This window comes from Rhizobium sp. ERR 942 (genome assembly GCF_007828395.1).
Taxonomy (GTDB): Bacteria; Pseudomonadota; Alphaproteobacteria; order Rhizobiales; family Rhizobiaceae; genus Rhizobium; species Rhizobium dioscoreae.
Map to the genome: position 1 here is coordinate 382,560 of NZ_VIUA01000003.1, position 24,407 is coordinate 406,966.

A 24,407-nucleotide genomic window follows, 5' to 3' on the forward strand; every position below is an offset into this window, starting at 1 on the left:
CTGCCGCAGCAGCTACTTGCGGATGCTGTTTTGGGTAGCGACTGAAAACAGCTTTAAGCTGACTTCCGGCGTTCGAGCCTTGACAAATCGGGCGCACCATGCGCTTTTCCGCCCGATTTTCTCGTCGGCGGGCGAGGGGTTTGCATGTCCTTGCGCCACCGCCCGCCAAGCCCAGGATATATACTATGCATCGCTATCGCAGCCACACATGCGCCGCCCTGCGCAAGTCCGACGTCGGTTCGACCGTCCGTATTGCCGGCTGGGTTCATCGCGTCCGAGATCATGGCGGCGTGCTGTTCATCGATCTGCGCGATCACTACGGCATCACCCAGGTCGTTGCTGACCCAGATTCTCCGGCATTCAAGCTCGCCGAAACCGTTCGTGGCGAGTGGGTCATCCGCATCGACGGCCTGGTCAAAGCCCGTACGGAAGACACCGTCAACAAGAACATGCCGACCGGCGAGATCGAGCTTTATGCTCAGGAGATCGAAGTGCTCTCCGCCGCCAAGGAGCTGCCGTTGCCTGTTTTCGGCGAGCCGGACTATCCGGAAGACGTGCGCCTGAAGTATCGCTTCCTCGATCTGCGCCGCGAAACGCTGCACAAGAACATCGTCAAGCGCACGCAGATCATCTCCTCCATGCGCCGCCACATGGGCGATGCCGGCTTTACCGAATATACGACCCCGATCCTGACGGCATCGTCGCCGGAAGGCGCGCGCGACTTCCTGGTGCCGAGCCGTATCCATCCCGGCACCTTCTACGCGCTGCCGCAGGCGCCGCAGCAGTATAAGCAGCTGCTGATGGTTGCCGGTTTCGACCGCTACTTCCAGATCGCGCCGTGCTTCCGCGATGAAGACCCGCGTGCCGACCGTCTGCCTGGCGAATTCTATCAGCTCGACCTCGAAATGAGCTTCGTCACGCAGGAAGACGTCTGGAACACCATGGGTCCGCTCATGACCCAGGTGTTCGAAGAGTTTGCAGACGGTAAGCCGGTCACCAAGGAATGGCCGCGCATCCCCTATGACGTCGCCATCCGCAAGTATGGCTCCGACAAGCCGGACCTGCGCAATCCGATCGTCATGGAAGCCGTTACCGAGCATTTTGCTGGCTCCGGCTTCAAGGTCTTTGCCAACATGATCGCTTCCAACCCGAAGGTCGAAGTCTGGGCCATCCCGGCCAAGACCGGCGGTTCGCGCGCATTCTGCGACCGCATGAACGCCTGGGCACAGAGCCAGGGCCAGCCGGGCCTCGGCTATATCTTCTGGCGCAAGGAAGGCGAGAAGCTCGAAGGTGCCGGCCCCCTAGCCAAGAACATCGGCGAAGAGCGCACGGATGCGATCCGCACCCAGCTCGGCCTCGATGACGGCGACGCCTGCTTCTTCGTCGCCGGCGATCCATCCAAGTTCTACAAGTTTGCCGGTGAAGCCCGTAACCGTGCCGCCGACGAACTGAACCTGATCGATCGCGATCGCTTCGAGCTGTGCTGGATCGTCGACTTCCCGTTCTTCGAATGGAGCGAGGAAGAAAAGAAGATCGATTTCGCTCACAACCCGTTCTCGATGCCGCAGGGCGGTCTCGAGGCGCTGCAGAACCAGGATCCCCTGACGATCAAGGCGTTCCAGTACGACGCCGTCTGCAACGGCTTCGAAATCGCGTCGGGCTCGATCCGTAACCAGTCGCCGGAAACCATGGTCGCCGCCTTCGAAAAGGTCGGCCTTAGCCAGACGGACGTCGAAGAGCGCTTCGGCGGCCTTTATCGTGCCTTCCAGTACGGTGCGCCTCCGCACGGTGGTGCTGCCTTCGGCATCGACCGTATCGTCATGCTGCTGGTCGGTGCCAAGAACCTGCGCGAGATCTCGCTCTTCCCGATGAACCAGCAGGCACAGGATCTGCTGATGGGCGCTCCTTCGGCCGCAACGCCGACGCAGCTGCGCGAATTGGCGATCCGCCCAGTGCCGCCAGTCAAGAAGGACTAAGTCCTTCAAGAGCTTGTCAAAATGCAAAACCCGGCGACCGAAATGCCGGGTTTTTTGCGCTTGATTAGACGACCAACCTAATCGTTTGATGTGATTTTCAGGTCGATCATCTTCGGGATCGACTCTTTTGCGTTCCTCGCTGCTTCGAGGACGGCTGACATCGGAATGGGTTGGGCAGGGGTGGCGCTAAACATCAGGCTTCTTGGATTGTTGAAGTATTCAATAATCGCTCTTGAAAGCATCCGCTGGAGGTCGGGAATATCAAGCGCAGCTGTTAACTCCTGCATTTCTTTAGCGAAGCGGTTCGCAGATTGCGCGCGCGTCACATGGTCCCATTTACTCACGTAGTCGAATGCGCGGTTGGTGATTGACGCATCGTCAAAGCGAATCTGCGCGCTATTCAACGTCAACTGCTGAACGAACGCGAGAAGCAGCAAATATTTAGCGTTCTTGGTATTCTCATCGTCCTCGGCGCCGGTCAAGGAGGAGTAAAGTGCATCCGTGGTGCTGTAGAGCCCCGGGGTGATGCCCGAGAAACTGAGCTGTACATTCAGTTTCCCCATATTCTCCAGATCAATCGTGTAGTCCGTCAGATCATACTTGCCGGTCGAAAGCTCCCAGCTGCTTTTCATGGAAAATGTCGCGCGCAGATTTTGCAGCCCAAAATATCGAATTGCTTCAGGGCTTACCGGCATTTGAGCTAGGGAGAGATCGGCAACAATTCCATCAATTGTGAAACTGGAATCGACGCCTTTTCCGTCTGGACGTTTCGTTGCGACGGAATCGGCAGCGGATATGGAGAAAAACTTTTCACCGACTTTGAGGGCAGACACCGGGCCAGCATGTGCGTGATAAGTGAATACTGAGTCGATATCACTCAACGTCGCATTTGCGGGAATTTCGAGATCTTCCACCCTTAGCCCCGTTGCATTCGCACTGAAGTCCTTTTGTTCTATTGTAATATCGGGAATGAGCACCTTCTTGATTGCATAACCGCCCGTCCGTTCGGTCACGTCGGTCATGACGACATCTCCGAGGCTAATGGCGGTTCTTCCTCGCGGCATATATCTCACGTTTTTCAGAACGACGGTTGAACCGTTAACATCGACGCTTCCGGCTTCGACTGAGTCGCCTATTTGCGCGACCATGGCGTTGTTTAGCTTCTTGAGGACGTCGGCACCGTCGAGCGCGAAAGCAGAACTCGCTGAGAATAGAAGCCCGACACTGATCGCCGCCCGCCACCTTGCCCGATAGAAAATCATGATGGAGTGTCCCGGATTAAAAGTGTACATCTGAAACAATAAATTGCTTATCATTGCAAGCAACAGGATACATTTTATTGAAATGCAAACATTGGTTGCATTTGTGGCGGCGACATATGTTCGCGTTGCTCACTTTCATGAAATACAAAAACCCGGCGACCGCAATCGCCGGGTTTTTGCTCGTCTGCTGATATCAGTTAGATTGCGGCATAGACCGCTTTCGCCAGGTCGATCGTGAATTGCCCCCACATGCCTTCGAGCGCTGTATTCGTCAGCGCGACCACCGTCAGGCCCTTTTGGGCATCGACGAACCAGCTGTGCCCATAGACACCGCCCCATTTGATCGTGCCAGCCGAGAAGGGGACCTGAGCGACCACGGGATCGAGGACGACGGACCAGCCGTAACCGAAGCCGAAGCCGGCCTGCTGGGCCTGCATGTGGCCGCCTGCCTGATCTGTCATCATGGTCTTCACCGTATCGGCCGACAGCAGCGGTGCTCCACCCTTTCTGATCGTGTCCAGAATGGTAAGGATATCGCTTGCCGTTCCGGCCATGCCGGCGCCGCCGGAGTGGTAGGAAGCGGGGTCGAATATCCTGTCGGGTGAAAAGCGGATCGTGCCGTCGAAAATCGGAACGAGAGCCTTGTCCCCCATCCGTTGCGGCTCGGGAGCACCATTCACATAGGCGGCTGCCAGGCGGCTGCGGTCGCGCACGTAGAAGCCTGTGTCGGAAAGGCCTAGCGGCTTCATGACAAGATCAGCAATCGCATCGCCGAGCCGGCCACCGGTTTCCTTCTCGATGATGCCGCCAAGGACATCCATCGCCAGCGAATACTGCCAGTTTTGGCCGGGCGCGAAGAGAAGAGGGGCGCTGGCGAGGCGCTGGAGGTTGTCTGCCAGCGAACGACCCGGTGTGTCCAGCCCGTCGGATACGCCAGCCCTGTGATAGGGGCCGTCTTGCGCCTCGGCGAATGTGTAGCCCAACCCGGAGGTATGGGTGAGAAGATGCCGAATACGGATAACGGCTTCGCCGCCATCGGGCAGACGCGGCCGGAAATCCGGGAGCCATTTGATGATCGGATCGTCGAGACCTATGCGGCCCTGTTCGACGAGCCGCATGGCGGCAATGGTGACGATCGGTTTGGTGACGGAAGCAAGACGGAAAATAGTATCTTCCCGCATTGCGACTTTGTTTTCGCGATCCGCCAGGCCGGCGGCACGGGCGTAGACCAATTCTCCGTCCTGAGCGATCAGAACGACGGTTCCGACCAGCCTTTTGTCCGCTAGCGCGGAATCGATTGCAGCATCGACACCTTCAGCAAGGCTGCCGTCGTTGAGAGGAACGGAATTTTCCAGTGGAAGACTCATGGGGAAAAACCTTATATAATCACAATGACCATTCCTGAATAAACCAAGTCGGGAAATAATTCTAGAGTGACCATTGTGAAAAATATTGAAGAGAAGGAAAATTCTTCGCCACGCAAGCGTGGGCGGCCGCCCGCCTTCGATCGCGAAACGGTTCTTGCCGCCGCGCGGGATACTTTCTGGCAGCACGGCTACGACGGTTCCTCCATTGCCGACCTGACGGCGGCGATGGGCATTACGCCGCAAAGCCTTTATGCCGCCTTCGGTTCGAAGGCCGAGCTCTATCGCGAGACGCTGGATCAATATCGGCGCATGCCCCGTCCGGAACCCGGCAATCCCTTCCAGGACAAGGTGGATACGGTGACCGCCTTCGAGCGCTTTCTGACGAACTCCGCCAAGATCTTCACGGCGCCGGAACACCCGAAAGGCTGCATGATATCCACCGCGGTGCTGAATTGCGCGGAGGAGAACGAGCCGATCGCCCATCATGTCGCATCGATGCGTCTGCAGACGCTGGATATCTTCACCGCCCGCATCGAGCGCGGTATCGCGGAGGGGGATATGCGGCCGGACGCGGACGCTCGGTCGCTGGCGCGTTTTCTGGGCGCGATCGTGCAGGGCATGTCCGTTCAGGCCCGCGACGGCGCAACCACGGACGAATTGCTCGCCCTCTTGTCTCATGCGCTCAACGAACTGAAAACCTATCAACTGCGGCAGGAAGCCTGAGCCGAGGCAAAGAAAAACCCGGCGACCGAGATCGCCGGGTTCCAGAATGGTTTTGGAAATGACCGATTAGTCGTTCGAGGAAACCTTGAGGCCGATGACCTGCGGGATTGTCGTCGGCGCGCCCATGGCGGCGCCGATGATCATCGGCACAGGTACCGGCTTGCCGGGAGCAGCCGTGACCGTCAGGCTCTTCGGATTGTCGAGATAGGCGCTGACCGCTGCGGAGACGGCATTCTGGAGCTCCGGAACGTTGAGCTGCGCCATCATGATCGGCGTCATTGCCTTCAGCGTGTCGGCGAGCTGCTTGCCGGTAACGCCCTGCTGCTTGCCGGCGAAGTCGAGCGCGCGTGCCGTAATCGACGCGTCGTCGAAGCGGATCTGGGCGCTGTTGAAGGTGAGCTGCTGCAGCAGGCCGAGCATGGCGAGGCCGGCGGACTGCTGCGCTTCCTGCTGGTTCGGATTGGCGCGAACCGTCTTCAGCGCATCCTGCATCGACTTGGCGAAGGCGGGCGTATAGCCGGAAATGCTGAAGGCGAGGTTCAGCTTGCCGATGTCCCTGAAGTCAAAGGAGTATTCGCTGATGTCGATCGTGCCGGGGCCGATTTCCCAGCTGCCCTTCATGGAGACGGTGCCGTCGATCTGCTGCAGCTTCAGCGCATCGATCGCTTCCTTGGTCTTCGCATCGTCGACCTTGCTGAGATCGGCCTTGATGCCGTTGATCTTGGCGTCGAAGTCGAGGCCCGACTTGTCGTCACGCCTCTTCATGTTGGCGTCGGCGCCCTCGATCGAGAACACCTCGGTATCGTCCTTCGTTACGGACACGGCGCCGGCATGAGCGCTCTTGTAGTAGAGCAGCGAGCTCAGGTCGCCCTTGCTTGCGTCGGCCGGGATCTCTACGCCGCTCAGCTTGAGATCGGTGGCGGAAACGGAGGCACCGTCCTTTTTGAAATCGACATCCGCAAAATCGATTTCTTCGATCGTGTAGCCGCCATTGTTTTCCTCGACGCCATCAAGGGTGATATCGCCCAGCGGAATGCTGTCTTCCATGCCGGCCGCCTTGACGCTTGCACCCTTCAGCGTCACTGTGCTGCCGTCGACATCGATGCTGCTAGCGGCAATCGAACCGCCCTGCTGGCTATAGACGTCGTTGATCTTCTTCAGCAGATCGTTGCCGTCGAGCGCAAAGGCGGAGCTGGCGAAAGACAGGGTGGCGGCACTGCACAGCATCAGCCGCGTGGTCCGATAGAAAGTCATGATGGCGTTCCTCGTTGAGCCGGTGGTATTGGCGGGGACGTACAGATTGAGCGTGTACTGCGCTGACTTATATTGATCTTTCTGTGAAAATCCAACGACAATGAATGTAGAGTGCGAGTGCAGCAAAAATGTATCGATAGCCATCCTGCAATGTGCCTGAAACGCCTTCATCCACAGGTGCTTTCGGCTGATTTCTTGCTGTGAATCGTCATCTCTTATAGTCAAGGGCCATGGGAAAAAATCTGACACCGCCGCCCGGTGACGGCGACGACAACATCCTTCCGGTCGATCTGAAGGCCGCGCTCGAAGAGCGTTACCTGGCCTATGCCTTGTCGACGATTACGCAACGCGCGCTTCCGGACGTCCGCGACGGGCTGAAGCCGGTGCATCGCCGTATCGTCTATGCGATGAGCGAGATGGGGCTCCGCCCGAACGCTGCCTTCCGCAAATGCGCCAAGATTGTCGGCGAGGTGATGGGTAACTATCACCCGCATGGCGACCAATCGATCTACGATGCGCTGGCGCGCCTGGCGCAGGATTTCTCGCAGCGCTACACGCTGGTCAACGGCCAGGGCAATTTCGGCAATATCGACGGCGATAGCCCGGCCGCGATGCGCTACACTGAATCCAAGATGACGGCGGTTTCCGAGCTGCTGCTCGAGGGTATCGACCAGGATGCCGTGGATTTCCGCGACACCTATGACGAGTCGAATTCCGAGCCGATCGTTCTGCCTGGGGCTTTTCCCAATCTGCTCGCCAACGGCTCTTCTGGCATTGCCGTCGGCATGGCGACCTCTATCCCGCCGCACAATGCTCACGAGCTTTGCGACGCCGCCCTGCATCTGATCAAGGATCGCGATGCGACGGTCGAGAAGCTGGTGGAACTGTATATTCCAGGTCCCGACTTTCCGACCGGCGGCATCATTATCGATGATCGGCAGAGCATCATAGAAAGTTATAAGACCGGCCGCGGCGGTTTCCGTGTCCGGTCCAAGTGGGAGATCGAGGATCTCGGTCGCGGCGGCTACCAGATCATCATCACGGAAATTCCGTTCCAGGTGCAGAAGTCGCGGCTGATCGAAAAGATCGCCGAACTGCTTCTGGCGCGCAAGCTGCCGTTGCTCGAGGACATCCGTGACGAATCCGCCGAAGATATCCGCGTCGTTCTCGTGCCGAAGAGCCGCACAGTCGACGCGACGATCCTGATGGAGTCGATGTTCAAGCTCACCGAGCTTGAGAGCCGGTTCCCGCTCAACATGAACGTTCTGTCCATGGGCCGCATTCCCAAGGTCATGGCGCTGAACGAAGTGCTGAAGGAATGGCTGGATCACCGCCGGGAAGTCCTGCTGCGTCGTTCGCGCTTCCGTCTGGCGGCCATCGAAAAGCGCCTCGAGATTCTCGGCGGCTTGCTGGTCGCCTATCTCAATATCGACGAGGTCATCGCCATCATCCGCGAGGAGGATGAGCCGAAGCCCGTGATGATGGAGCGTTTCGGCCTCACGGACAATCAGGTCGAGGCGATCCTCAACATGCGGCTGCGCTCCTTGCGCAAGCTGGAGGAGTTCGAAATCCGCAAGGAGTTCGACGGCCTGACGAAGGAGAAAGCCGACATCGAGGCATTGCTCGCTTCGGACGAGAAGCAGTGGCAGACGGTTGCCTGGGAAATCGGCGAGGTGAAGAAGAAATTCGCCAAGGCCACTGACATTGGTCGGCGCCGCACGCAGTTTGCCGAAGCGCCCGAAGCCGATGATGCGGCCATCCAGCAGGCGATGATCGAGAAGGAGCCGATTACCGTCGTCGTTTCGGAAAAGGGCTGGATTCGTGCTCTCAAGGGCCACATTTCCGATACCTCGTCGCTGACCTTCAAGGAGGGTGACGGTCTCAAGGTTGCGTTCCCGGCGCAGACCACGGACAAGATCCTCATCATTACGACCGGCGGCAAGGCCTATACGCTCGGCGGCGACAAGCTGCCGGGCGGCCGCGGCCATGGCGAGCCGCTGCGCATCATGATCGACATGGAAAACGATCAGGATGTGCTGACCGCCTTCGTCCATGATCCGCAGCGCAAGCAGATAATCGCATCGACGGCAGGTAACGGCTTCATCGTTGCCGAGGCGGAACTGGTCGCAAACACCCGCAAGGGCAAGCAGATCATGAACGTCTCTTATCCCGACGAGACCAAGCTTCTGGTTCCGGTTTCGGGCGACCATGTCGCCGTGGTTGGCGAGAACCGCAAGATGGTGATCTTCCCGCTTTCGCAGGTGCCGGAAATGTCGCGCGGCAAGGGCGTGCGCCTGCAGCGCTACAAGGATGGCGGCATCGCCGATATCAGATGCTTCGCGATCGCAGATGGCCTGACCTGGGAAGACAGCGCCGGCCGCACCTTCACCAAGAGCAAGGATGAGTTGGTGGAATGGTTGGGCGACCGCGCTGGCGCCGGCAGAGCCGTGCCGAAGGGCTTCCCTAGAAGTGGCCGGTTTTCGGGGTAAGGAGCGGTCAGGCAAAGTCCGAGTAATCGACCCATGGGTCGATTGCAGCGACGAACGCCCTGAGCGCTAGCACTTCCGGCGCTGAGAGAAAGCGTGTGCCCGTCGCAAGGCACCAGAAGGAAAGCGGCATCAGCACGGCGCCGTCGAAAAGGATCCAGCCTGGATGGTCGATGGAAAAGCCGGAGGGAGCCACGTGATAGAGGCCGACGGCGGCTGGGATGATCGCTGCCAGCAAGGAAGCAAAGCCCATATCCCGCCCCGAGGCGCGGCTGATCGTGATTGCGCAGGCGATGGAAAGCGATGCGATCACCGAAAGGGCATCGCCAAGCAGGTGCCCAGCCTCCATGCCGTCGCCGACGATCAGGCCAACACCGAGGATCATCACTGCCATGGTGATGAAGGTGGACACGGCAGGTCGCTCTTTCAGGAAAATCCAAGACAGCAGCGCGGTGAACATTGGGTTGAGCGCGATGATGAAGACCACATTCGCCGCCTTGGTATAATAGACCGCGAGAAGAAAAGTGATGGTGGTCAGTCCGTAGAAGAAGCCGACGGGAATCCCAAGCCAGCCCGGCAGTACGCCTTGCAACGAGCCTGTGACCCGGCGGATGACGAAAAGAGCTGCGAGTGCCACGACGATGGTCGCAAGGCTGCGTGCCGACAGCACCGACCAGACTTCGCCGCTGGAAAGCCGGATCAAGGGAATATCCATCGATAGCGCCAGGCCGCCGAGCGTCGTCAGCAGCAGGCCCTTCTTGTGGTCCGAAAGCTGGGAGAACATTCAGCGGACGGTTTCTTTGTCGCCGTCGGCGGCCGGATCAAAGCGCTCCCATCCGCGTGGGGTGAGATGCTCCTGAGGCTGGAAGCGCGTCTTGTAGTCCATCTTGCGCGAGCCTTTGACCCAATAGCCGAGATAGACGTGCGGCAGCCCCAGGGCCTTCGTCCGCTTGATGTGGTCCAGAATCATGAACGTGCCGAGCGACCGCGCATCGAGATCGGGATTGAAATAGGAATAGACCATGGACAGTCCGTCGCTCATTACATCGGTCAGAGCCGCAGCCAGTAGCTCGCCCTTCGGGCGCTGCTCCAGGCCCGATCCTTCCTCGCGGCGGCGATATTCGATGATGCGCGTGTTAACATGCGTGTCCTCGACCATGATCGCATAATCGAGGACGGTCATGTCGGACATGCCGCCTTGCTGATGACGATAGTCGAGATAGCGACGGAAGAGCGAATATTGCTCGCTGGAGGGCTGCGCCGGAAATTCGGTGGCGATGATATCGTTGTTGGCGGTCAGTACCCGTTTCATCGATCGGGTGGGCTCGAATTCCTGGGCGAGGATGCGTACCGATATGCAGGCCCTGCAGGATTCGCAGGCGGGACGATAGGCGATGTTCTGCGAGCGCCTGAAGCCGCCCTGGGTCAGAATATCGTTCATCTCGGCGGCGCGCGGACCAACAAGGTGCGTAAAGACCTTGCGTTCCATTTCGTGCGGCAGGTACGGGCAGGAAGCCGGTGCCGTCAGATAAAACTGCGGAGATGGCGTCGACTGCGTGTTCATCTGCCGTTGATTGACCTTTCTCTCGGCACCCGTTTTCTACAAGCATGGCCCAAGTTTAGAAAACGTCAACTACGTCCTTCGCTAAAGATCGAAGTTTCCTAATTGACCATGCACAGAAATATCTCCCGCGCGCGCCATGGCCCGTGGGAAATCGTGGGGTGCCCTATGCTTATGCGTTGTTTTAGGCCGTTCGGGCGATGACCGTGCCAAGCAGCAGGTCATGCACAAGCCGGCTGCGGTCGGTGAAGAGACCTACCAGCAGGATAAGCGGCGTCAGGACAGAGTTCAGGATCCAGAACAGGGCCAGATGGACGATCGCGGTCAGGAAATCCATGCGCCGGCCGTCGACTCGAACCATGGTGAGGCCCATGGCGCGCATGCCGAGCGACGCCTGATAGGGGCCGCCAAGCGTCCACCCGAAATAGAGGCCGGCAACGAGAACGAACAGCACCGGATAAAGGAAGAAGCCGAGCCCCAGTGTCAGGATCGAAATTAAGAACAGCACTACGGCCGCGGGAATGCACAGCAGCGCGACGATGATGTAGTCAACGATGAAGGCGAAGATGCGCCGGCTCAGCACGCCACTATAGGCGCGCCAGTCATCCGGTGCTGCATAGAGCGGGCTGGGGTTCAGGCTCATCGTTTTGCTCCTTCGCACTAGCCCCCGTCAATTCTTCAGATCCGCAAGGGGCCAATGCCAGTTAAAGATCCCTCTGCGACTTTTGTGCGACCGGTAGGGCACGCAAAAGTCGCGGCGGGGAAACATTTGCCGAACATATGGTATCGGCTTCAGCAAATACAATAAGTGGGCGGCGTGACGTTATTTCTTCGCCAGATGTCTCGCCACCTCGACAGCGAAATAGGTGAGGATGCCATCGCAGCCGGCGCGCTTGAAGGCGAGCAGGGTTTCGAGCATTACCTTCTCGCCGTCGATCCAGCCGTTAGCAGCGGCCGCCTTGATCATCGCGTATTCGCCGGAGACCTGGTAGGCAAAGGTCGGAAGGCCGAAGGCTTCCTTCAGCCGCCAGCAGATGTCGAGATAGGGCAGGCCGGGCTTGACCATCAGCATGTCGGCGCCTTCCTCGACGTCGAGCGTCGCGTCGCGCACGGCCTCGGTGCCGTTGGCGGGGTCGATATAATAGGTCTTCTTGTCGCCCTTCAGCAGGCCACCGGTCGAGATCGCCTCGCGGTAGGGGCCATAGAAGGCAGAGCTGAATTTCGTCGCATAGCTCATGATGCCGACGCTCTGGTGGCCGGCTGCATCGAGTGCCTGGCGGATCGCGCCGATGCGGCCGTCCATCATTTCCGAAGGCGCGATGATGTCTGCTCCGGCATCCGCTTGATATACTGCGGCACGCGCCACCTGTTCGACCGTTTCGTCATTGACGATCTCGTTGCCGCGCAGGATGCCGTCATGGCCGTGGCTGGTGAAAGGGTCGAGCGCGACGTCTGTGATGACGCCAATGTTCGGCACCGCCTTCTTGATTGCGGCCGTGGCGAGGTTGATGAGATTATTCTTCTCGAGACTGTTGGAGCCGGTCTCATCGCGTAGTTCCATTTCGATGTTGGGGAATGTCGCGAGCGCGGGAATGCCGAGATCGGCTGCCTCCTTGGCCGCTTCCACGGCCTTGTCCACCGTCATGCGGTTGACGCCTGGCATGGCCGGGATCGGCTCGACGATGCCGGTGCCTGGGATCACGAAGATCGGCCAGATCAGATCGTCGACCGTCAGCCGGTTTTCCTGCACGAGACGGCGCGTCCAATCGGCCTTGCGGTTGCGCCGCATGCGCCGATGACCGGTGATCTCGTCAACGAGATGCGTCTTGTTCTCCATGATGCCGCCATCCTTCTTCGTCTATTTATGGCATTCTCTATGGGGCGCGTACCTATCACGCCGTCCCCAGGATTCAAAACAAGGCGAAAGGCCGCAGCCATTATATTCTGGCGAGGCACGTGCCTCCTACGTATTGTTCGCGCATGGAACCTGATTCTTCGACCGTACCCAAGAATACGCTGACGGACATCCTGTTCGTGCTGTTCCTGCGGCTGATCGCGATCGCCTGCTTCTGGCTCGGCCTGCAATATTGGGCGATGCTGGTCGGCTATTCGCTGGATGGTCACGCCCGCTTCGATCTGCTGGCGCTGCCATGGAAGGTCGCGGGTGCCGGGCTTGCCGTGGTTTTTCCGGTCGCAGCCCTTGGATTATGGCTTACAGTTTCCTGGGGGCCGGTCATGTGGGTGCTGGCTGCAGGCGGGCAGGGGTTGATGTATGGCGTCTGGCCGGAGATATTCGGATCCAACCCGCTGATCATGATATTGCATGCCTGCGTTGCGGTGATCTATTGCGCTTTCCGCGTCCTGCTGTGGCAGGAGAAACGCCGGCGTCGTCGGCAGCAGGTAATGGTTGATTTACCCTGAGACAGCAACACTTCCTGGTAAGATGCTGTTAAGCCTGCAGTTTAAGTAGAATTTTATGTGTATTCGATAGGGTCTCACTCAAGGCGGGAAGAAAACGACACCGCCAAACAAAACAGAGTGAGGCCAAGTCATGATGAACACGAAAATCAAGCCGCAGGCAGTTGCAAACGCTCGGGATCAGCAGGTTGATGACATCCGGGCCCTCTACATGGAATCCCTTCACCTGGTCGAGCGTCTGCACCGCCGCCTGCTTGATGTTATCAAGGACGAGTTCGACCGTCAGGGTCGTGACGATGTCAACGCCGTGCAGGCACTTCTCCTTTTCAATATCGGCAATTCCGAGCTGACGGCCGGCGAACTGCGCTCCCGCGGTTTCTACCTCGGCTCCAACGTCTCCTACAACGTCAAGAAGCTGGTCGACCTGGGCTTCATCAACCATCAGCGCTCGCGCATCGACCGTCGCTCGGTCCGCATCAGCCTGACGGAAACCGGCCAGGATATCGCCGAAACCGTCGCCAAGCTCTATGAGCGCCATATCGGCTCGATCGACAAGGTCGGCGGCATCGGCACGGACGAGTTCACTCAGATGAACAAGCTCCTGCAGCGTCTGGACCGCTTCTGGAACGATCAGATCCTCTATCGCCTGTAAGTAGCGGGCAGGGACAGATCCCAAGGCCTTCCAGTCAAAGCAAGCTGGACACGTTCCCTGCGTGTCCGGCTTGAACGCGTTGACGGTTCGGCCGTTGTGCGTTTTTTGCCACGTCCGCGCTTCACCTTCCGTCACATGTAACGTCCCGGGCGGCTAAGCCATTGACGCAAGATCAGGACACGCTATGAACCACGCGCAGCTGTGGTATTTTAGCAAATGCAGTTTGGCTTTTCTTTCGCACTCGCGCGGCAAAGCAAGTTTCATGCCGTGAGACACGAATTGGCCATATTGCTATGACAGCGGAAATCGACTGCAGGCAGCGTTCTCGAAATACGATCTTCCGACCTGAAGGTCTTGGCTTCGCGATATTGTGATAGTTCGTGGCCAAGTTTTTGGTGGTGCATTAAGGGAACGGATTGATACTGAGCCACGTTACTTGGCGCAAGCTTGCGCTATTTACTGCTTCCTCTCTAGGCTGCGCATGATTGGATCGCAGCGTTGAACGGTTAGGATATGTCGAAGAAAAACGGAATTGAACCCTTTTCGCGCCGCGCTTTCCTGCGGTCGGCTGCAACTCTTGGCGCTGCTGCACTGGCTGCTCCGGCTCTCGCGCAAAACGCGACCCCACTGGAAGCGCTGATCAACGACCGTTCTCGCGGCAATTGGGATGATCAGTTCGACGCCAAGGCTGCGGCGCGCACCGCCGCTGCTGTTCAGTCGAACACGCCAATTCTCGGGCCAGATTCCGTATCGAATATTCAGCAGGCGATCGCGCAATATCAGAGTATTGCCGCCAACGGCGGATGGCCGCAGATCAATCCGACAAGCCAGCAGCCGCTGCAGCTCGGTGTGACCGATCCGGCGGTACAGTCGCTGCGCCAGCATTTGATGATCACCGGCGACCTGCCGCGTGAGGCTGGTATCTCCTCTGCCTTCGACTCTTATGTCGACGGTGCGGTCAAGCGCTTCCAGGCCCGTCACGGACTGCCGGCAGATGGCGTCCTGGGCGATTTCACGCTGAAGGCGATGAACATCCCCGCCAATGTCCGCCTGCAGCAGCTCAACACCAATCTTGTTCGCCTCCAGACGTTCCCGTCCGACCTCGGCCGTCGTCACGTCATGGTCAACATCCCGGCGACACGTGTCGAAGCCGTCGAGGATGGCCAGGTAGCGTTGCGCCACCAGGCGATCGTGGGCCGTGAATCGCGGCCGACACACATCATCAATTCGAAGATCTATGAGGTCATCCTCAACCCGTACTGGACGGCGCCGCGCTCCATCGTCGTCAAGGACATCGTGCCCTTGATGCGCAAGGACCCGACCTACCTGACGAAGAACAACATTCGCCTTCTCGACGGCAAGGGCCAGGAAGTGGCCCCCGAGACGATCGACTGGAATTCGGACAAGGCGCCGGACCTGATGTTCCGTCAGGACCCGGGCAAGACGAATGCCATGGCATCCACGAAGATCAACTTCTATAATCCCAATAACGAATACATGCACGATACGCCCGAGCAGGGCCTCTTCAACAAGCTAATGCGTTTCGACAGCTCGGGCTGCGTGCGCGTCCAGAACGTACGCGACCTCGCAACCTGGCTGCTGGCTGAAACGCCAGGCTGGCCGCGTCAGCACATCGAGCAGGTCATTTCCACCCGCGTCAACACGCCGATCAAGCTGGCGACCGAAGTGCCTGTCTATTTCGTTTATATTTCGGCCTGGAGCGCCCGCGACGGCATCGTCCAGTTCCGTGACGATATCTATAATCTCGACGGCAATTCCCAGTTGGCGCTCAATACGACTGAGGGCATGGAGCAGCCGGTTCAATAATCGGCATTCCAATTGCAATTCTTATCGAAGCCGCGTTTTCGGACGCGGCTTTTTCGTGTGTCGGTGTCAGCTATCGTAGTTTGCCCAGCAAATGTCGCTGGTCGTATTGCTCTCCGGCGACCCGGGCGTTAATACCGTCTGCATTGCCGTTCCGGCCCGTTCAGGAGCTTTCACGATGACCAACGCGTCCACCGAACCCTTCTTCAATCGCTCGCTTGCCGACACCGATCCGGAAATCTTTGGCGCGATCGGCAAGGAACTCGGTCGCCAGCGGCACGAAATCGAACTGATCGCCTCGGAAAACATCGTCTCGCGCGCCGTTCTGGAAGCGCAGGGCTCGATCATGACCAACAAATATGCCGAGGGATATCCGGGCAAGCGTTACTACGGCGGCTGCCAGTTCGTCGATATCGCCGAAGAACTCGCCATCGAGCGCGCCAAGAAGCTGTTCGGCGTCAACTTCGCCAACGTTCAGCCGAACTCCGGTTCGCAGATGAACCAGGCCGTCTTCCTCGCGCTTCTGCAGCCGGGCGATACCTTCATGGGCCTCGACCTGAATTCGGGCGGTCATCTGACGCATGGTTCGCCGGTCAACATGTCCGGCAAATGGTTCAACGTCGTGTCCTACGGCGTGCGCGAAGGCGATAACCTGCTCGACATGGATGAAGTGCAGCGCAAGGCGGAGGAGCACAAGCCGAAGCTCATCATTGCAGGCGGCACAGCCTATTCCCGTATATGGGACTGGAAACGCTTCCGCGAGATCGCCGACAGCGTCGGCGCCTATCTGATGGTCGACATGGCCCACATTGCCGGTCTCGTCGCCGGCGGACAGCATCCGTCGCCGTTCCCGCATTGCCATGTCGCCACCACGACCACGCACAAGTCGCTCCGCGGCCCGCGCGGCGGCATGATCCTCACCAATGACGAGGATCTGGCGAAGAAGTTCAACTCGGCCGTCTTCCCGGGTCTCCAGGGTGGCCCGCTGATGCACGTCATCGCCGCCAAGGCCGTTGCCCTCGGCGAAGCGCTGCAACCCGATTTCAAGGACTATGCCGCCCAGATCGTCAAGAACGCCAAGGCTCTGGCTGAAACGCTGATTTCCGGCGGCGTCGACGTCGTCTCTGGCGGCACCGACAACCACCTGATGCTGGTTGATCTGCGCAAGAAGAATGCCACCGGCAAGCGCGCCGAGGCAGCTCTCGGCCGCGCTTACGTCACCTGCAACAAGAACGGCATTCCGTTCGACCCGGAAAAGCCCTTCGTCACCTCAGGTGTCCGCCTCGGCACGCCGGCCGGCACGACGCGCGGCTTCAAGGAAGCCGAATTCCGCGAGATCGGCAATCTGATCATCGAAGTGCTCGATGGCCTGAAGATTGCCAATTCCGACGAAGGCAATGCTGCCGTCGAGGCTGCCGTGCGCGAGAAGGTGGTCAAGCTCACCGACCGCTTCCCGATGTACGGCTACATGGGCTAAGGAGAGCGCATGCGCTGCCCTTACTGCGGCTCAGAAGATACCCAGGTCAAGGACTCGCGCCCGGCGGAGGACAATACGTCCATCCGCCGTCGGCGCATTTGTCCGGATTGCGGCGGCCGCTTCACCACCTTCGAGCGCGTGCAGCTGCGCGAGCTCATGGTTATCAAAAAGACAGGCCGCAAGGTGCCGTTCGATCGTGACAAGCTGGTGCGCTCCTTCGAGATCGCGCTACGCAAGCGTCCGGTCGATCGTGACCGGATCGAGCGTGCCGTGTCTGGTATCGTCCGCCGCCTCGAAAGCTCGGGCGAAACCGAAATCAGCTCCGAGCAGATCGGTCTGCAGGTGCTGGAAGCGTTGAAAAGTCTCGATGACGTCGCCTTCGTGCGCTACGCCTCCGTCTACCGCGATTTTTCGCATGCGGAGGATTTCGAGCACGTGATCGACGAGATCAACGCCAAGATCGCCCGCGATCCGCTGGACCCTTGACCATGGTGTTGCGGCCTGAAGACGAGCGTTTCATGGCCGCGGCCATCCGCCTGTCGCGCCGGCATTTGGGACTGACCTCCACCAATCCGTCCGTCGGCTGCATCGTCGTCAAGGACGGCGTAGTCTTGGGCAGCGCTGTGACAGCGCTTGGGGGGCGGCCGCATGCCGAACCTCAGGCTCTGGCCGAGGCGGGGGAGGCGGCGCGGGGCGCTACCGCCTATGTGACGCTGGAACCCTGTTCTCACTACGGCAAGACACCGCCCTGCGCCGAGGCGCTGATTGCCTATGGCGTGGCACGCGTCGTCATCAGCGTCACCGATCCAGACCAGCGCGTTTCCGGGCGTGGCATCGCCATGCTGCGCGATGCGGGCATCGAGGTCGACGCCGGCATTCTGGAGGCGGAAGGCAGGCGGTCTCTTGCCGGCTATCTCATGCGCCAGACGAGAAACCGGCCCCATGTGACTCTCAAGCTTGCCGTTTCCGCCGATGGCATGATCGGCAAGTCGGGCGGGGGACAGGTGCGCATTACCGGCGATATCGCGCGCGCGCAGGTCCAGATGCTGCGCGCCGAAAGCGACGCCATTCTCGTCGGCATAGGCACGGCGATATCAGATGATCCGGAATTGACTTGCCGGCTTCCCGGCCTGGAGGATCGTTCGCCGCTCCGTATCGTCATCGATGGCGAACTGCGGCTGCCTCTCGGCAGCAAGCTGGTCCGGACGGCCCGGCAGTATCCGGTGATCGCAGTTGCCGGCCATCCGCCGTCCTTCGATGACAATACCGATGCTGCGTTCCTCGGACGGCGCGCGGCGCTCGATGCTGCTGGCGTCGAAGTGTTGCAATCCAATTCCAGCGAGCCGGGAGAGCTGCTGGAGGCGCTGGGTACGCGCGGCATCTCGTCCCTGCTGGTGGAAGGCGGCGCCAGGACGGCGCAGCGCTTTCTCGACGCCGGGCTCGTCGATCGCATTCTGCTGTTCCGGGGGCCGGCCGATATCGGCGAGGGCGGTATTGAATCGCCGGTCCTCAAGTCCAATATCCCAGCTGATTTTATGCATGTCGGCGAGAGCCGCTTCGGCGACGATCTCTGCGACGAATACGAGAGAGGTTTTTGATGTTTACCGGAATTGTCACCGACGTCGGCACGGTCGAATCCATTTCCCCGATGCAGGAAGGCATCAAGCTGCGCGTTGCCACCAATTACGATCCGGCGACGATCGACATGGGCGCATCCATCTCGCACGCAGGCGTCTGCCTGACAGTGACCGGATTGCCGGAAGAGGGCAGCAATGGACGCTGGTTCGAGGTCGAGGCTTGGGAAGAGGCTCTCCGCTTGACGACCATCGGCAGCTGGGAGGCCGGGGCTAAGATCAATCTCGAGCGTTCCCTGAAGATCGGCGACGAGCTTGGCGGCCACATCGTGTCAGGCCATATCGACGGCAAGGCGGAAATCCTCTCGGTGACATCAGAAGGCGAGGCCACCCGCTTCCGCCTGCGCGCGCCGGAGCATCTCGCAAGATTCGTGGCGCCGAAGGGCTCGGTCGCGCTTGATGGCACCTCGCTCACGGTCAATGCCGTCGAGGGTACGGAATTCGATGTGCTCTTGATCCGCCACTCCCTGGAAGTCACCACCTGGGGCGAGCGCAAGGCTGGCGATTTCGTCAATTTCGAAGTCGACACCATGGCCCGCTACGCCGCTCGTCTGGCGGAATTCCCTGTCGTCCGTGAGGACTGAGTGTTACAGGCTCGCTGCGGCAGGGCGCCGGCCGCGCCTCGGCGACTTACGCGAGCATTTTTTCCATCAGGAAGTTCGAGAAGATCTGGCCGCGCTTTTCTACCTGTTGCGCGGTCACGACGACAAAGCCCTTGCGTTCGAAGAAGGGGCGGGCCGTCAGGCTCGCTTCCGTGAAGATCCGTTGAAGGCCCTGTTCACGGGCCGCATTTTCGACGGTTGCAAGCAACAGGCTGGCGACGCCTTTTCCCTGATAATCGGGCGAAAAGAACATCATATCCAGGCAACCATCCGATTTCAGATCGGTAAAGCCGATGGGTTTCGAACCGTCCATCGCAAGCCAGGTCGGCCGGCTCGCTCGATATTGTGCCCATTTTCTGCATCATCGATTTTCGCCCAGGCAGCGATCTGGGCCGGGTTGTAGTCCTTGGACGCCACCTCGCGAATGGCTCTCAGGAAAATGTCGATCGTGGCTTCGGCGTCATCCGGTTCGTAAGGTCGGACGGAAAACCTGTCCTGCAGAGCCGGCATGATAGTTCTCCCCGCAACGCCTAACGTTCGAATAGGACGTTGGACCTGTCCTTGAGCACGAGTTCGCCGATACGGCGGAAGCCGATTTTTTCGGCAACCCGTATCGACGGCAGGTTCTCGAAATCCACGATGCAGGTCATGCGACGGCCTGCGAACAGTCTGTCCGCCCAGGCAATCGCCGCATTCATGGCTTCCGTAGCATAGCCCTTGCCCTGCATCGGCGGCGTAATGCCCCAACCGGCCTCCAGCGTGCCTTCCGTCATCGGCGTCATGTCGCGATGCAGGTCGAGGAAGCCCACTTCGCCGATCAACCGGCCGCTTTGGCGTTCCTCGACGGCAAAGAAACCGAAGCCGAGATGATGCCATAGGCCGGCATAGCGTAACAGTCGGGCCCAAACCTGCTCGCGTGTCGGCATCTCGCCGCCGATGAAGCGGACAATCTCCTTGTGCTTCCAGAGCTCGAGGAATTCGTTGAAATCATCAAGCGTATGGCCGCGCAGCAGAAGCCGGTCAGTCGTCAATGTTGGAATGTGGGTCATCGGGTCAGGTCTTTGCCGAAAATGTTTTTGGTGATGGTCAGTCGTCCGAGGCGCCGGGCTCGCCGTCCCAGTAGTCGAGGTTGGTGGCAGCGGCGCGGCCGATGGCGCGGAACGCCGTCTTGCCGCCGCTATAAGTTTTGGCCAGGAACTTGCTGGAATCGGGATATTCCACGATCTCGGTCCGCGCCTTCGTTGAAATGGCGAGATAGGTGAGCACGCTGGGGCCGATGTTGATCAGCTGATGTGCCGTTTCCGGGCCGCCGGCCGGAGCTCCAAGAACATCGCCCTTGCTAACCGTGATACGCTGGTCGCCGAAGCGGTATTCGCCTTCGCCGTCGAGAATGACGAACATCTCCTCCTCGACATGATGATTGTGAAATGGACAGCCGGATTTGCCCGGGGGCACCTCGTTGTAGCTGATGCCAAGCTGCTTCAGCCCGAGCTTCGCCCCGAAGGACGTGTCGCTGCCGGCAAAGAAGCTGCCTTGCTGCCAATGTTCCAGTTCAAGCTCGCCGACATTGATGGCGGGTGTGGATTTCTCTGTCATGAACCTCCCCCTCGCAGGCTGCAAATTATTACCGAAGCGGTTGCGTGTGCGAAAGCCACAATTTCCGCGGTGCGCCGATCATTTCCAAATAGGGTCGGAATCGGCCCACGCCATTGAAAAACACTTGCCAAGCGAGGCTCGCCGTGATTTGACCCGGGCCTAACAAGGTGCCGCGCCCTCTCAGATTGCAGGTGATGTATGACCAGCTCTTCCAACGCTCATATCCTTATCGTCGAAGCTCGCTTCTATGACGATATGGCCGATGCCCTGCTCGACGGCGCTAAGGCCGCTCTCGACGAGGCTGGCGCGACTTACGATATCGTGACCGTGCCCGGTGCACTGGAGATCCCGGCAGCGATTGCCATGGCGCTCGATGGCGGCGACAATGGTAATGTTGTTTATGACGGCTACGTCGCTCTCGGCATGGTCATCCGTGGCGAGACCTATCATTTCGATATCGTCGCCAATGAATCCTCGCGGGCACTGATGGATCTGGCCGTCAGCGAATCTCTTGCGATCGGCAATGGTATCCTCACCGTCGAGAACGATGAGCAGGCATGGGCGCGTGCGCGCCGTTCGGACAAGGACAAGGGCGGTTTTGCCGCCCGTGCGGCGCTGACCATGATCGCGCTGAAAGAGAAGTTGGGTGCATAATAGATGAGCAATCAGGATAACGAGCGACCGGCCAAGCCCGCCAACCAGCGGGGTGCCGCACGTCTTGCGGCGGTTCAGGCGCTCTATCAGATGGATATCGGCGGAACCGGCGTTCTGGAGGTGGTGGCTGAATACGAGGCCCACCGTCTCGGGCAGGAGCTGGATGGCGAGACCTATCTGAAGGCCGACGCATCCTGGTTCCGCTCCATCGTGTCGGGCGTCGTGCGTGAGCAGACCCGGCTCGATCCGCTGATCGGTTCCGCGCTTCAGGATGACTGGGCGCTGTCGCGTCTCGACAGCACCGTGCGCGCTATCCTGCGCGCCGGCACTTTCGAGCTTATCGACCGCAAGGACGTGCCGGTCCCGGTCATCGTCACCGAGTATGTCGAGATTGCGCATGCCTTCTTCGAGGAGGACGAGCCGAAGCTCGTGAATGCCGTGCTCGACCGAATCGCCAAGCAGGTTCGCGGCGAAGCGAAGAAATAGGCTTCGCCGGACGTTCAGATCGCGATGTAACGCATTTTCGTTTTCTTCGTTCGCGCCTGATTTCATCTTCGAATATTCTTTTGAACCTCCTGCGGGTGTTTTACCTGCGGACGGTCTTGACGCGACGTTTTCCCGCCATCAATCTCGCAACTGCACATCAGCCGATCTCCTGGAGGAGGGGACCGATCGTTGTCGCAGGCGGCCGGGGGAGGAGTAAACCGCCGGCTTTTTTGGAGGGAAAAAGCGAAATGTCGATTCTTTTAGGAGTGATCGCATGCGGACTGCTCTCGGTCATCTATGCCGTATGGGCAACCCGGTCGGTGCTCGCCGCCGATCAGGGCAATGCCCGCATGCAGGAGATTGCCGGGTATATTCGTGAAGGAGCGCAAGCCTATCTGGCGCGCCAATATAGAACCATCGCCATCGTCGGGATCATTGTTTTCATCGCGGCCTGGCTCCTCTTGTCGGCCGAAGCCGCGTTCGGCTTCCTGATCGGCGCAATCCTCTCAGGCGCCGCAGGTTTCATCGGCATGCATGTCTCCGTGCGCGCCAATGTTCGGACCGCGCAAGCCTCGTCGCAGAGCCTGTCTGCAGGCCTCGACATTGCCTTTAAGTCCGGTGCCATCACCGGCATGCTGGTTGCAGGTCTCGCCCTGCTCGGCGTCTCCATCTACTTCTATGTGCTTACCGGCATCCTCGGTCACGAAGCGGGTTCACGTGACGTGATCGATGCGCTCGTCGCCCTTGGTTTTGGCGCCTCGCTGATTTCGATCTTCGCCCGTCTCGGCGGCGGTATCTTCACCAAGGGGGCCGATGTCGGCGGCGACCTCGTCGGCAAGGTCGAGGCCGGCATCCCGGAAGACGATCCGCGCAATCCCGCCACGATCGCCGACAATGTCGGCGACAATGTCGGCGATTGCGCCGGCATGGCAGCCGACCTGTTCGAGACCTATGCGGTGTCCGTCGTTGCGACCATGGTTCTCGCCGCCATTTTCTTCGCCGGCTCCCCGATCCTCGGTTCTGCCATGATCTACCCGCTGGCGATTTGCGGCGCCTGCATCATCACCTCGATCATCGGCACCTTCTTCGTCAAGCTCGGTGTCAATGGCTCGATCATGGGCGCTCTTTATAAGGGCCTCATCGCGACCGGCGTGCTGTCGATCGTCGGTCTGGCCGCAGCCACCTCGCTCACCATAGGCTGGGGTTCGATCGGCACCGTTGGCGGCTTTGACATCACCGGCACGAAGCTCTTCACCTGCGGTATCGTCGGTCTCATCGTCACGGCGCTGATCGTTGTCATCACCGAATACTACACCGGCACCAACAAGCGGCCGGTCAATTCCATCGCCCAGGCGTCGGTTACCGGTCACGGCACCAACGTCATTCAGGGCCTTGCCGTCTCGCTGGAATCGACGGCATTGCCGGCGATCGTCATCGTCGGCGGCATCATCGCCACCTACCAGCTCGGCGGCCTGTTCGGCACGGGTATTGCGGTCACCGCCATGCTCGGCCTTGCCGGCATGATTGTCGCGCTCGATGCCTTCGGTCCGGTGACGGACAATGCCGGCGGCATCGCGGAAATGTCGCATCTTCCGCCGGAAGTGCGCAAATCCACCGATGCGCTGGACGCGGTCGGCAACACCACCAAGGCCGTCACCAAGGGTTATGCCATCGGTTCGGCCGGTCTCGGTGCACTCGTGCTGTTTGCCGCCTATTCGAACGACCTGCAATATTTCGCGGCGCACGGCGACAAGTTCCCGTATTTCGCCAATGTAGGCACGATTTCGTTCGAGCTTTCAAACCCCTACGTCGTTGCCGGCCTGCTGTTCGGCGGTCTGATCCCCTATCTCTTCGGCGGTATCGCCATGACGGCCGTCGGTCGTGCCGCCGGTTCGATCGTGGAAGAGGTGCGCCGACAGTTTCGTGAAAAGCCCGGCATCATGCAGGGCACGGAGCGTCCCGATTACGGCCGCGCCGTCGATCTGCTGACCAAGGCTGCCATTCGGGAAATGATCATCCCGTCGCTGCTGCCGGTTCTGGCGCCTGTCGTCGTCTATTTCGGCGTCCTGCTGCTGTCCGGCTCCAAGGCCTCTGCCTTTGCCGCTCTCGGCGCCTCGCTGCTCGGCGTGATCATCAACGGCCTCTTCGTCGCCATCTCGATGACGTCGGGCGGCGGCGCCTGGGATAACGCCAAGAAGAGCTTCGAGGACGGTTTCGTCGACAAGGACGGCACGCGCCACATGAAGGGCTCGGAAGCTCACAAGGCATCGGTGACGGGCGACACCGTCGGCGATCCCTACAAGGATACGGCGGGTCCGGCCGTCAATCCGGCGATCAAGATCACCAATATCGTCGCCCTGCTGTTACTTGCGATTCTCGCCGGCTAAGCGAAGCAGACCGAACGCAAAAAGAAAACCCGCGGGGCGCAGTGCCTC

General features: G+C 59.6%; 22 protein-coding genes and 1 pseudogene. 13 read left to right on the plus strand and 10 right to left on the minus strand.

Features of this window, described 5'->3' with window-relative positions; all coding sequences use genetic code 11:
• Nucleotides 1-185: 185 nt before the first annotated feature.
• Nucleotides 186-1,976 (plus strand): aspartate--tRNA ligase, encoded by a 1,791-nt coding sequence (aspS, locus tag FBZ97_RS14495; protein WP_145320495.1) that lies wholly within the window; start codon nt 186-188, stop codon nt 1,974-1,976.
• 77 nt (nt 1,977-2,053) lie between these two features.
• Here aspS and FBZ97_RS14500 read toward each other — a convergent pair whose 3' ends face one another.
• Together FBZ97_RS14500 and FBZ97_RS14505 are read right to left on the minus strand one after the other, a co-directional pair.
• Nucleotides 2,054-3,238, minus strand: a complete 1,185-nt coding sequence (locus tag FBZ97_RS14500; protein WP_145320494.1) for a hypothetical protein — start codon at nt 3,236-3,238, stop codon at nt 2,054-2,056.
• Nucleotides 3,239-3,435: 197 nt separating this feature from the next.
• Nucleotides 3,436-4,605 (minus strand): serine hydrolase domain-containing protein, encoded by a 1,170-nt coding sequence (locus FBZ97_RS14505; protein ID WP_145320492.1) that lies wholly within the window; start codon nt 4,603-4,605, stop codon nt 3,436-3,438.
• A 66-nt stretch (nt 4,606-4,671) separates the two neighbouring features.
• On the opposite strand from FBZ97_RS14505, the gene FBZ97_RS14510 reads away from it, so the two are divergent.
• Complete coding sequence (locus FBZ97_RS14510) at nt 4,672-5,328, plus strand: TetR/AcrR family transcriptional regulator (protein WP_186449499.1); 657 nt, start codon at nt 4,672-4,674, stop codon at nt 5,326-5,328.
• A gap of 66 nt (nt 5,329-5,394) precedes the next feature.
• Here FBZ97_RS14510 and FBZ97_RS14515 read toward each other — a convergent pair whose 3' ends face one another.
• Nucleotides 5,395-6,582 carry a hypothetical protein gene (locus tag FBZ97_RS14515; RefSeq protein WP_145320490.1) on the minus strand — a complete coding sequence of 396 codons (1,188 nt, stop codon included), beginning with the start codon at nt 6,580-6,582 and terminating at the stop codon, nt 5,395-5,397.
• A gap of 230 nt (nt 6,583-6,812) precedes the next feature.
• Here FBZ97_RS14515 and parC point away from each other — a divergent pair, with 230 nt between their 5' ends.
• Entirely contained in the window at nt 6,813-9,071 is a 2,259-nt protein-coding gene (parC, locus tag FBZ97_RS14520) for a DNA topoisomerase IV subunit A (RefSeq protein WP_145320488.1), read from the plus strand.
• Nucleotides 9,072-9,078: 7 nt separating this feature from the next.
• Here the strand turns inward: parC and FBZ97_RS14525 are convergent, their stop codons facing one another.
• The 4 genes from FBZ97_RS14525 to hemB all read right to left on the minus strand — a co-directional run bounded on the left by FBZ97_RS14525 (nt 9,079) and on the right by hemB (nt 12,466).
• Nucleotides 9,079-9,852, minus strand: a complete 774-nt coding sequence (locus tag FBZ97_RS14525; protein WP_246661770.1) for a DMT family transporter — start codon at nt 9,850-9,852, stop codon at nt 9,079-9,081.
• Nucleotides 9,853-10,632: an arginyltransferase gene (locus FBZ97_RS14530; protein ID WP_069616237.1), complete on the minus strand. Its 780-nt coding sequence runs from the start codon at nt 10,630-10,632 to the stop codon at nt 9,853-9,855. It abuts the gene before it with no gap.
• Nucleotides 10,633-10,813: 181 nt separating this feature from the next.
• Nucleotides 10,814-11,272 carry an RDD family protein gene (locus tag FBZ97_RS14535; protein WP_145320486.1) on the minus strand — a complete coding sequence of 153 codons (459 nt, stop codon included), beginning with the start codon at nt 11,270-11,272 and terminating at the stop codon, nt 10,814-10,816.
• Nucleotides 11,273-11,452: 180 nt separating this feature from the next.
• Nucleotides 11,453-12,466, minus strand: a complete 1,014-nt coding sequence (gene hemB, locus FBZ97_RS14540; RefSeq protein WP_113329035.1) for a porphobilinogen synthase — start codon at nt 12,464-12,466, stop codon at nt 11,453-11,455.
• 143 nt (nt 12,467-12,609) lie between these two features.
• Here hemB and FBZ97_RS14545 point away from each other — a divergent pair, with 143 nt between their 5' ends.
• From FBZ97_RS14545 to FBZ97_RS14575, 7 genes are all read left to right on the plus strand, one after another.
• Nucleotides 12,610-13,050 (plus strand): DUF6163 family protein, encoded by a 441-nt coding sequence (locus FBZ97_RS14545; protein WP_069616240.1) that lies wholly within the window; start codon nt 12,610-12,612, stop codon nt 13,048-13,050.
• 133 nt (nt 13,051-13,183) lie between these two features.
• A complete protein-coding gene (locus tag FBZ97_RS14550) occupies nt 13,184-13,699 on the plus strand; it encodes a MarR family winged helix-turn-helix transcriptional regulator (RefSeq protein ID WP_069616333.1) in 516 nt (171 codons plus the stop codon).
• A gap of 513 nt (nt 13,700-14,212) precedes the next feature.
• Nucleotides 14,213-15,526: a L,D-transpeptidase family protein gene (locus FBZ97_RS14555; RefSeq protein ID WP_113329034.1), complete on the plus strand. Its 1,314-nt coding sequence runs from the start codon at nt 14,213-14,215 to the stop codon at nt 15,524-15,526.
• Nucleotides 15,527-15,701: 175 nt separating this feature from the next.
• Nucleotides 15,702-17,000 (plus strand): serine hydroxymethyltransferase, encoded by a 1,299-nt coding sequence (glyA, locus tag FBZ97_RS14560; RefSeq protein WP_113329135.1) that lies wholly within the window; start codon nt 15,702-15,704, stop codon nt 16,998-17,000.
• A gap of 9 nt (nt 17,001-17,009) precedes the next feature.
• On the plus strand, nt 17,010-17,486 hold the full coding sequence (nrdR, locus tag FBZ97_RS14565) for a transcriptional regulator NrdR (RefSeq protein ID WP_015339425.1): 477 nt from the start codon (nt 17,010-17,012) through the stop codon (nt 17,484-17,486).
• A 2-nt stretch (nt 17,487-17,488) separates the two neighbouring features.
• The gene (ribD, locus tag FBZ97_RS14570) at nt 17,489-18,598 is read left to right on the plus strand and encodes a bifunctional diaminohydroxyphosphoribosylaminopyrimidine deaminase/5-amino-6-(5-phosphoribosylamino)uracil reductase RibD (RefSeq protein ID WP_145320484.1); all 1,110 of its coding nucleotides are present in this window, start codon (nt 17,489-17,491) and stop codon (nt 18,596-18,598) included.
• On the plus strand, nt 18,598-19,218 hold the full coding sequence (locus tag FBZ97_RS14575; protein ID WP_113329032.1) for a riboflavin synthase: 621 nt from the start codon (nt 18,598-18,600) through the stop codon (nt 19,216-19,218). The genes ribD and FBZ97_RS14575 overlap by 1 nt, the downstream gene beginning before the upstream one ends.
• 46 nt (nt 19,219-19,264) lie before the next feature.
• Here FBZ97_RS14575 and FBZ97_RS14580 read toward each other — a convergent pair.
• From FBZ97_RS14580 to FBZ97_RS14590, 3 genes and pseudogenes are all read right to left on the minus strand, one after another.
• Nucleotides 19,265-19,746: pseudogene (locus FBZ97_RS14580) on the minus strand (GNAT family N-acetyltransferase).
• A gap of 20 nt (nt 19,747-19,766) precedes the next feature.
• Nucleotides 19,767-20,285 (minus strand): GNAT family N-acetyltransferase, encoded by a 519-nt coding sequence (locus FBZ97_RS14585; RefSeq protein ID WP_145320482.1) that lies wholly within the window; start codon nt 20,283-20,285, stop codon nt 19,767-19,769.
• Between the two features lie 37 nt (nt 20,286-20,322).
• On the minus strand, nt 20,323-20,832 hold the full coding sequence (locus tag FBZ97_RS14590) for a cupin domain-containing protein (RefSeq protein ID WP_145320480.1): 510 nt from the start codon (nt 20,830-20,832) through the stop codon (nt 20,323-20,325).
• A 198-nt stretch (nt 20,833-21,030) separates the two neighbouring features.
• Between FBZ97_RS14590 and FBZ97_RS14595 the strand changes: the two genes are divergently transcribed.
• The 3 genes from FBZ97_RS14595 to FBZ97_RS14605 all read left to right on the plus strand — a co-directional run bounded on the left by FBZ97_RS14595 (nt 21,031) and on the right by FBZ97_RS14605 (nt 24,359).
• Complete coding sequence (locus tag FBZ97_RS14595; protein WP_075852228.1) at nt 21,031-21,486, plus strand: 6,7-dimethyl-8-ribityllumazine synthase; 456 nt, start codon at nt 21,031-21,033, stop codon at nt 21,484-21,486.
• 3 nt (nt 21,487-21,489) lie between these two features.
• Complete coding sequence (gene nusB, locus FBZ97_RS14600) at nt 21,490-21,972, plus strand: transcription antitermination factor NusB (RefSeq protein WP_047627120.1); 483 nt, start codon at nt 21,490-21,492, stop codon at nt 21,970-21,972.
• 248 nt (nt 21,973-22,220) lie between these two features.
• Nucleotides 22,221-24,359, plus strand: a complete 2,139-nt coding sequence (locus tag FBZ97_RS14605) for a sodium-translocating pyrophosphatase (protein WP_145320477.1) — start codon at nt 22,221-22,223, stop codon at nt 24,357-24,359.
• The last annotated feature ends 48 nt before the right edge of the window (nt 24,360-24,407 follow it).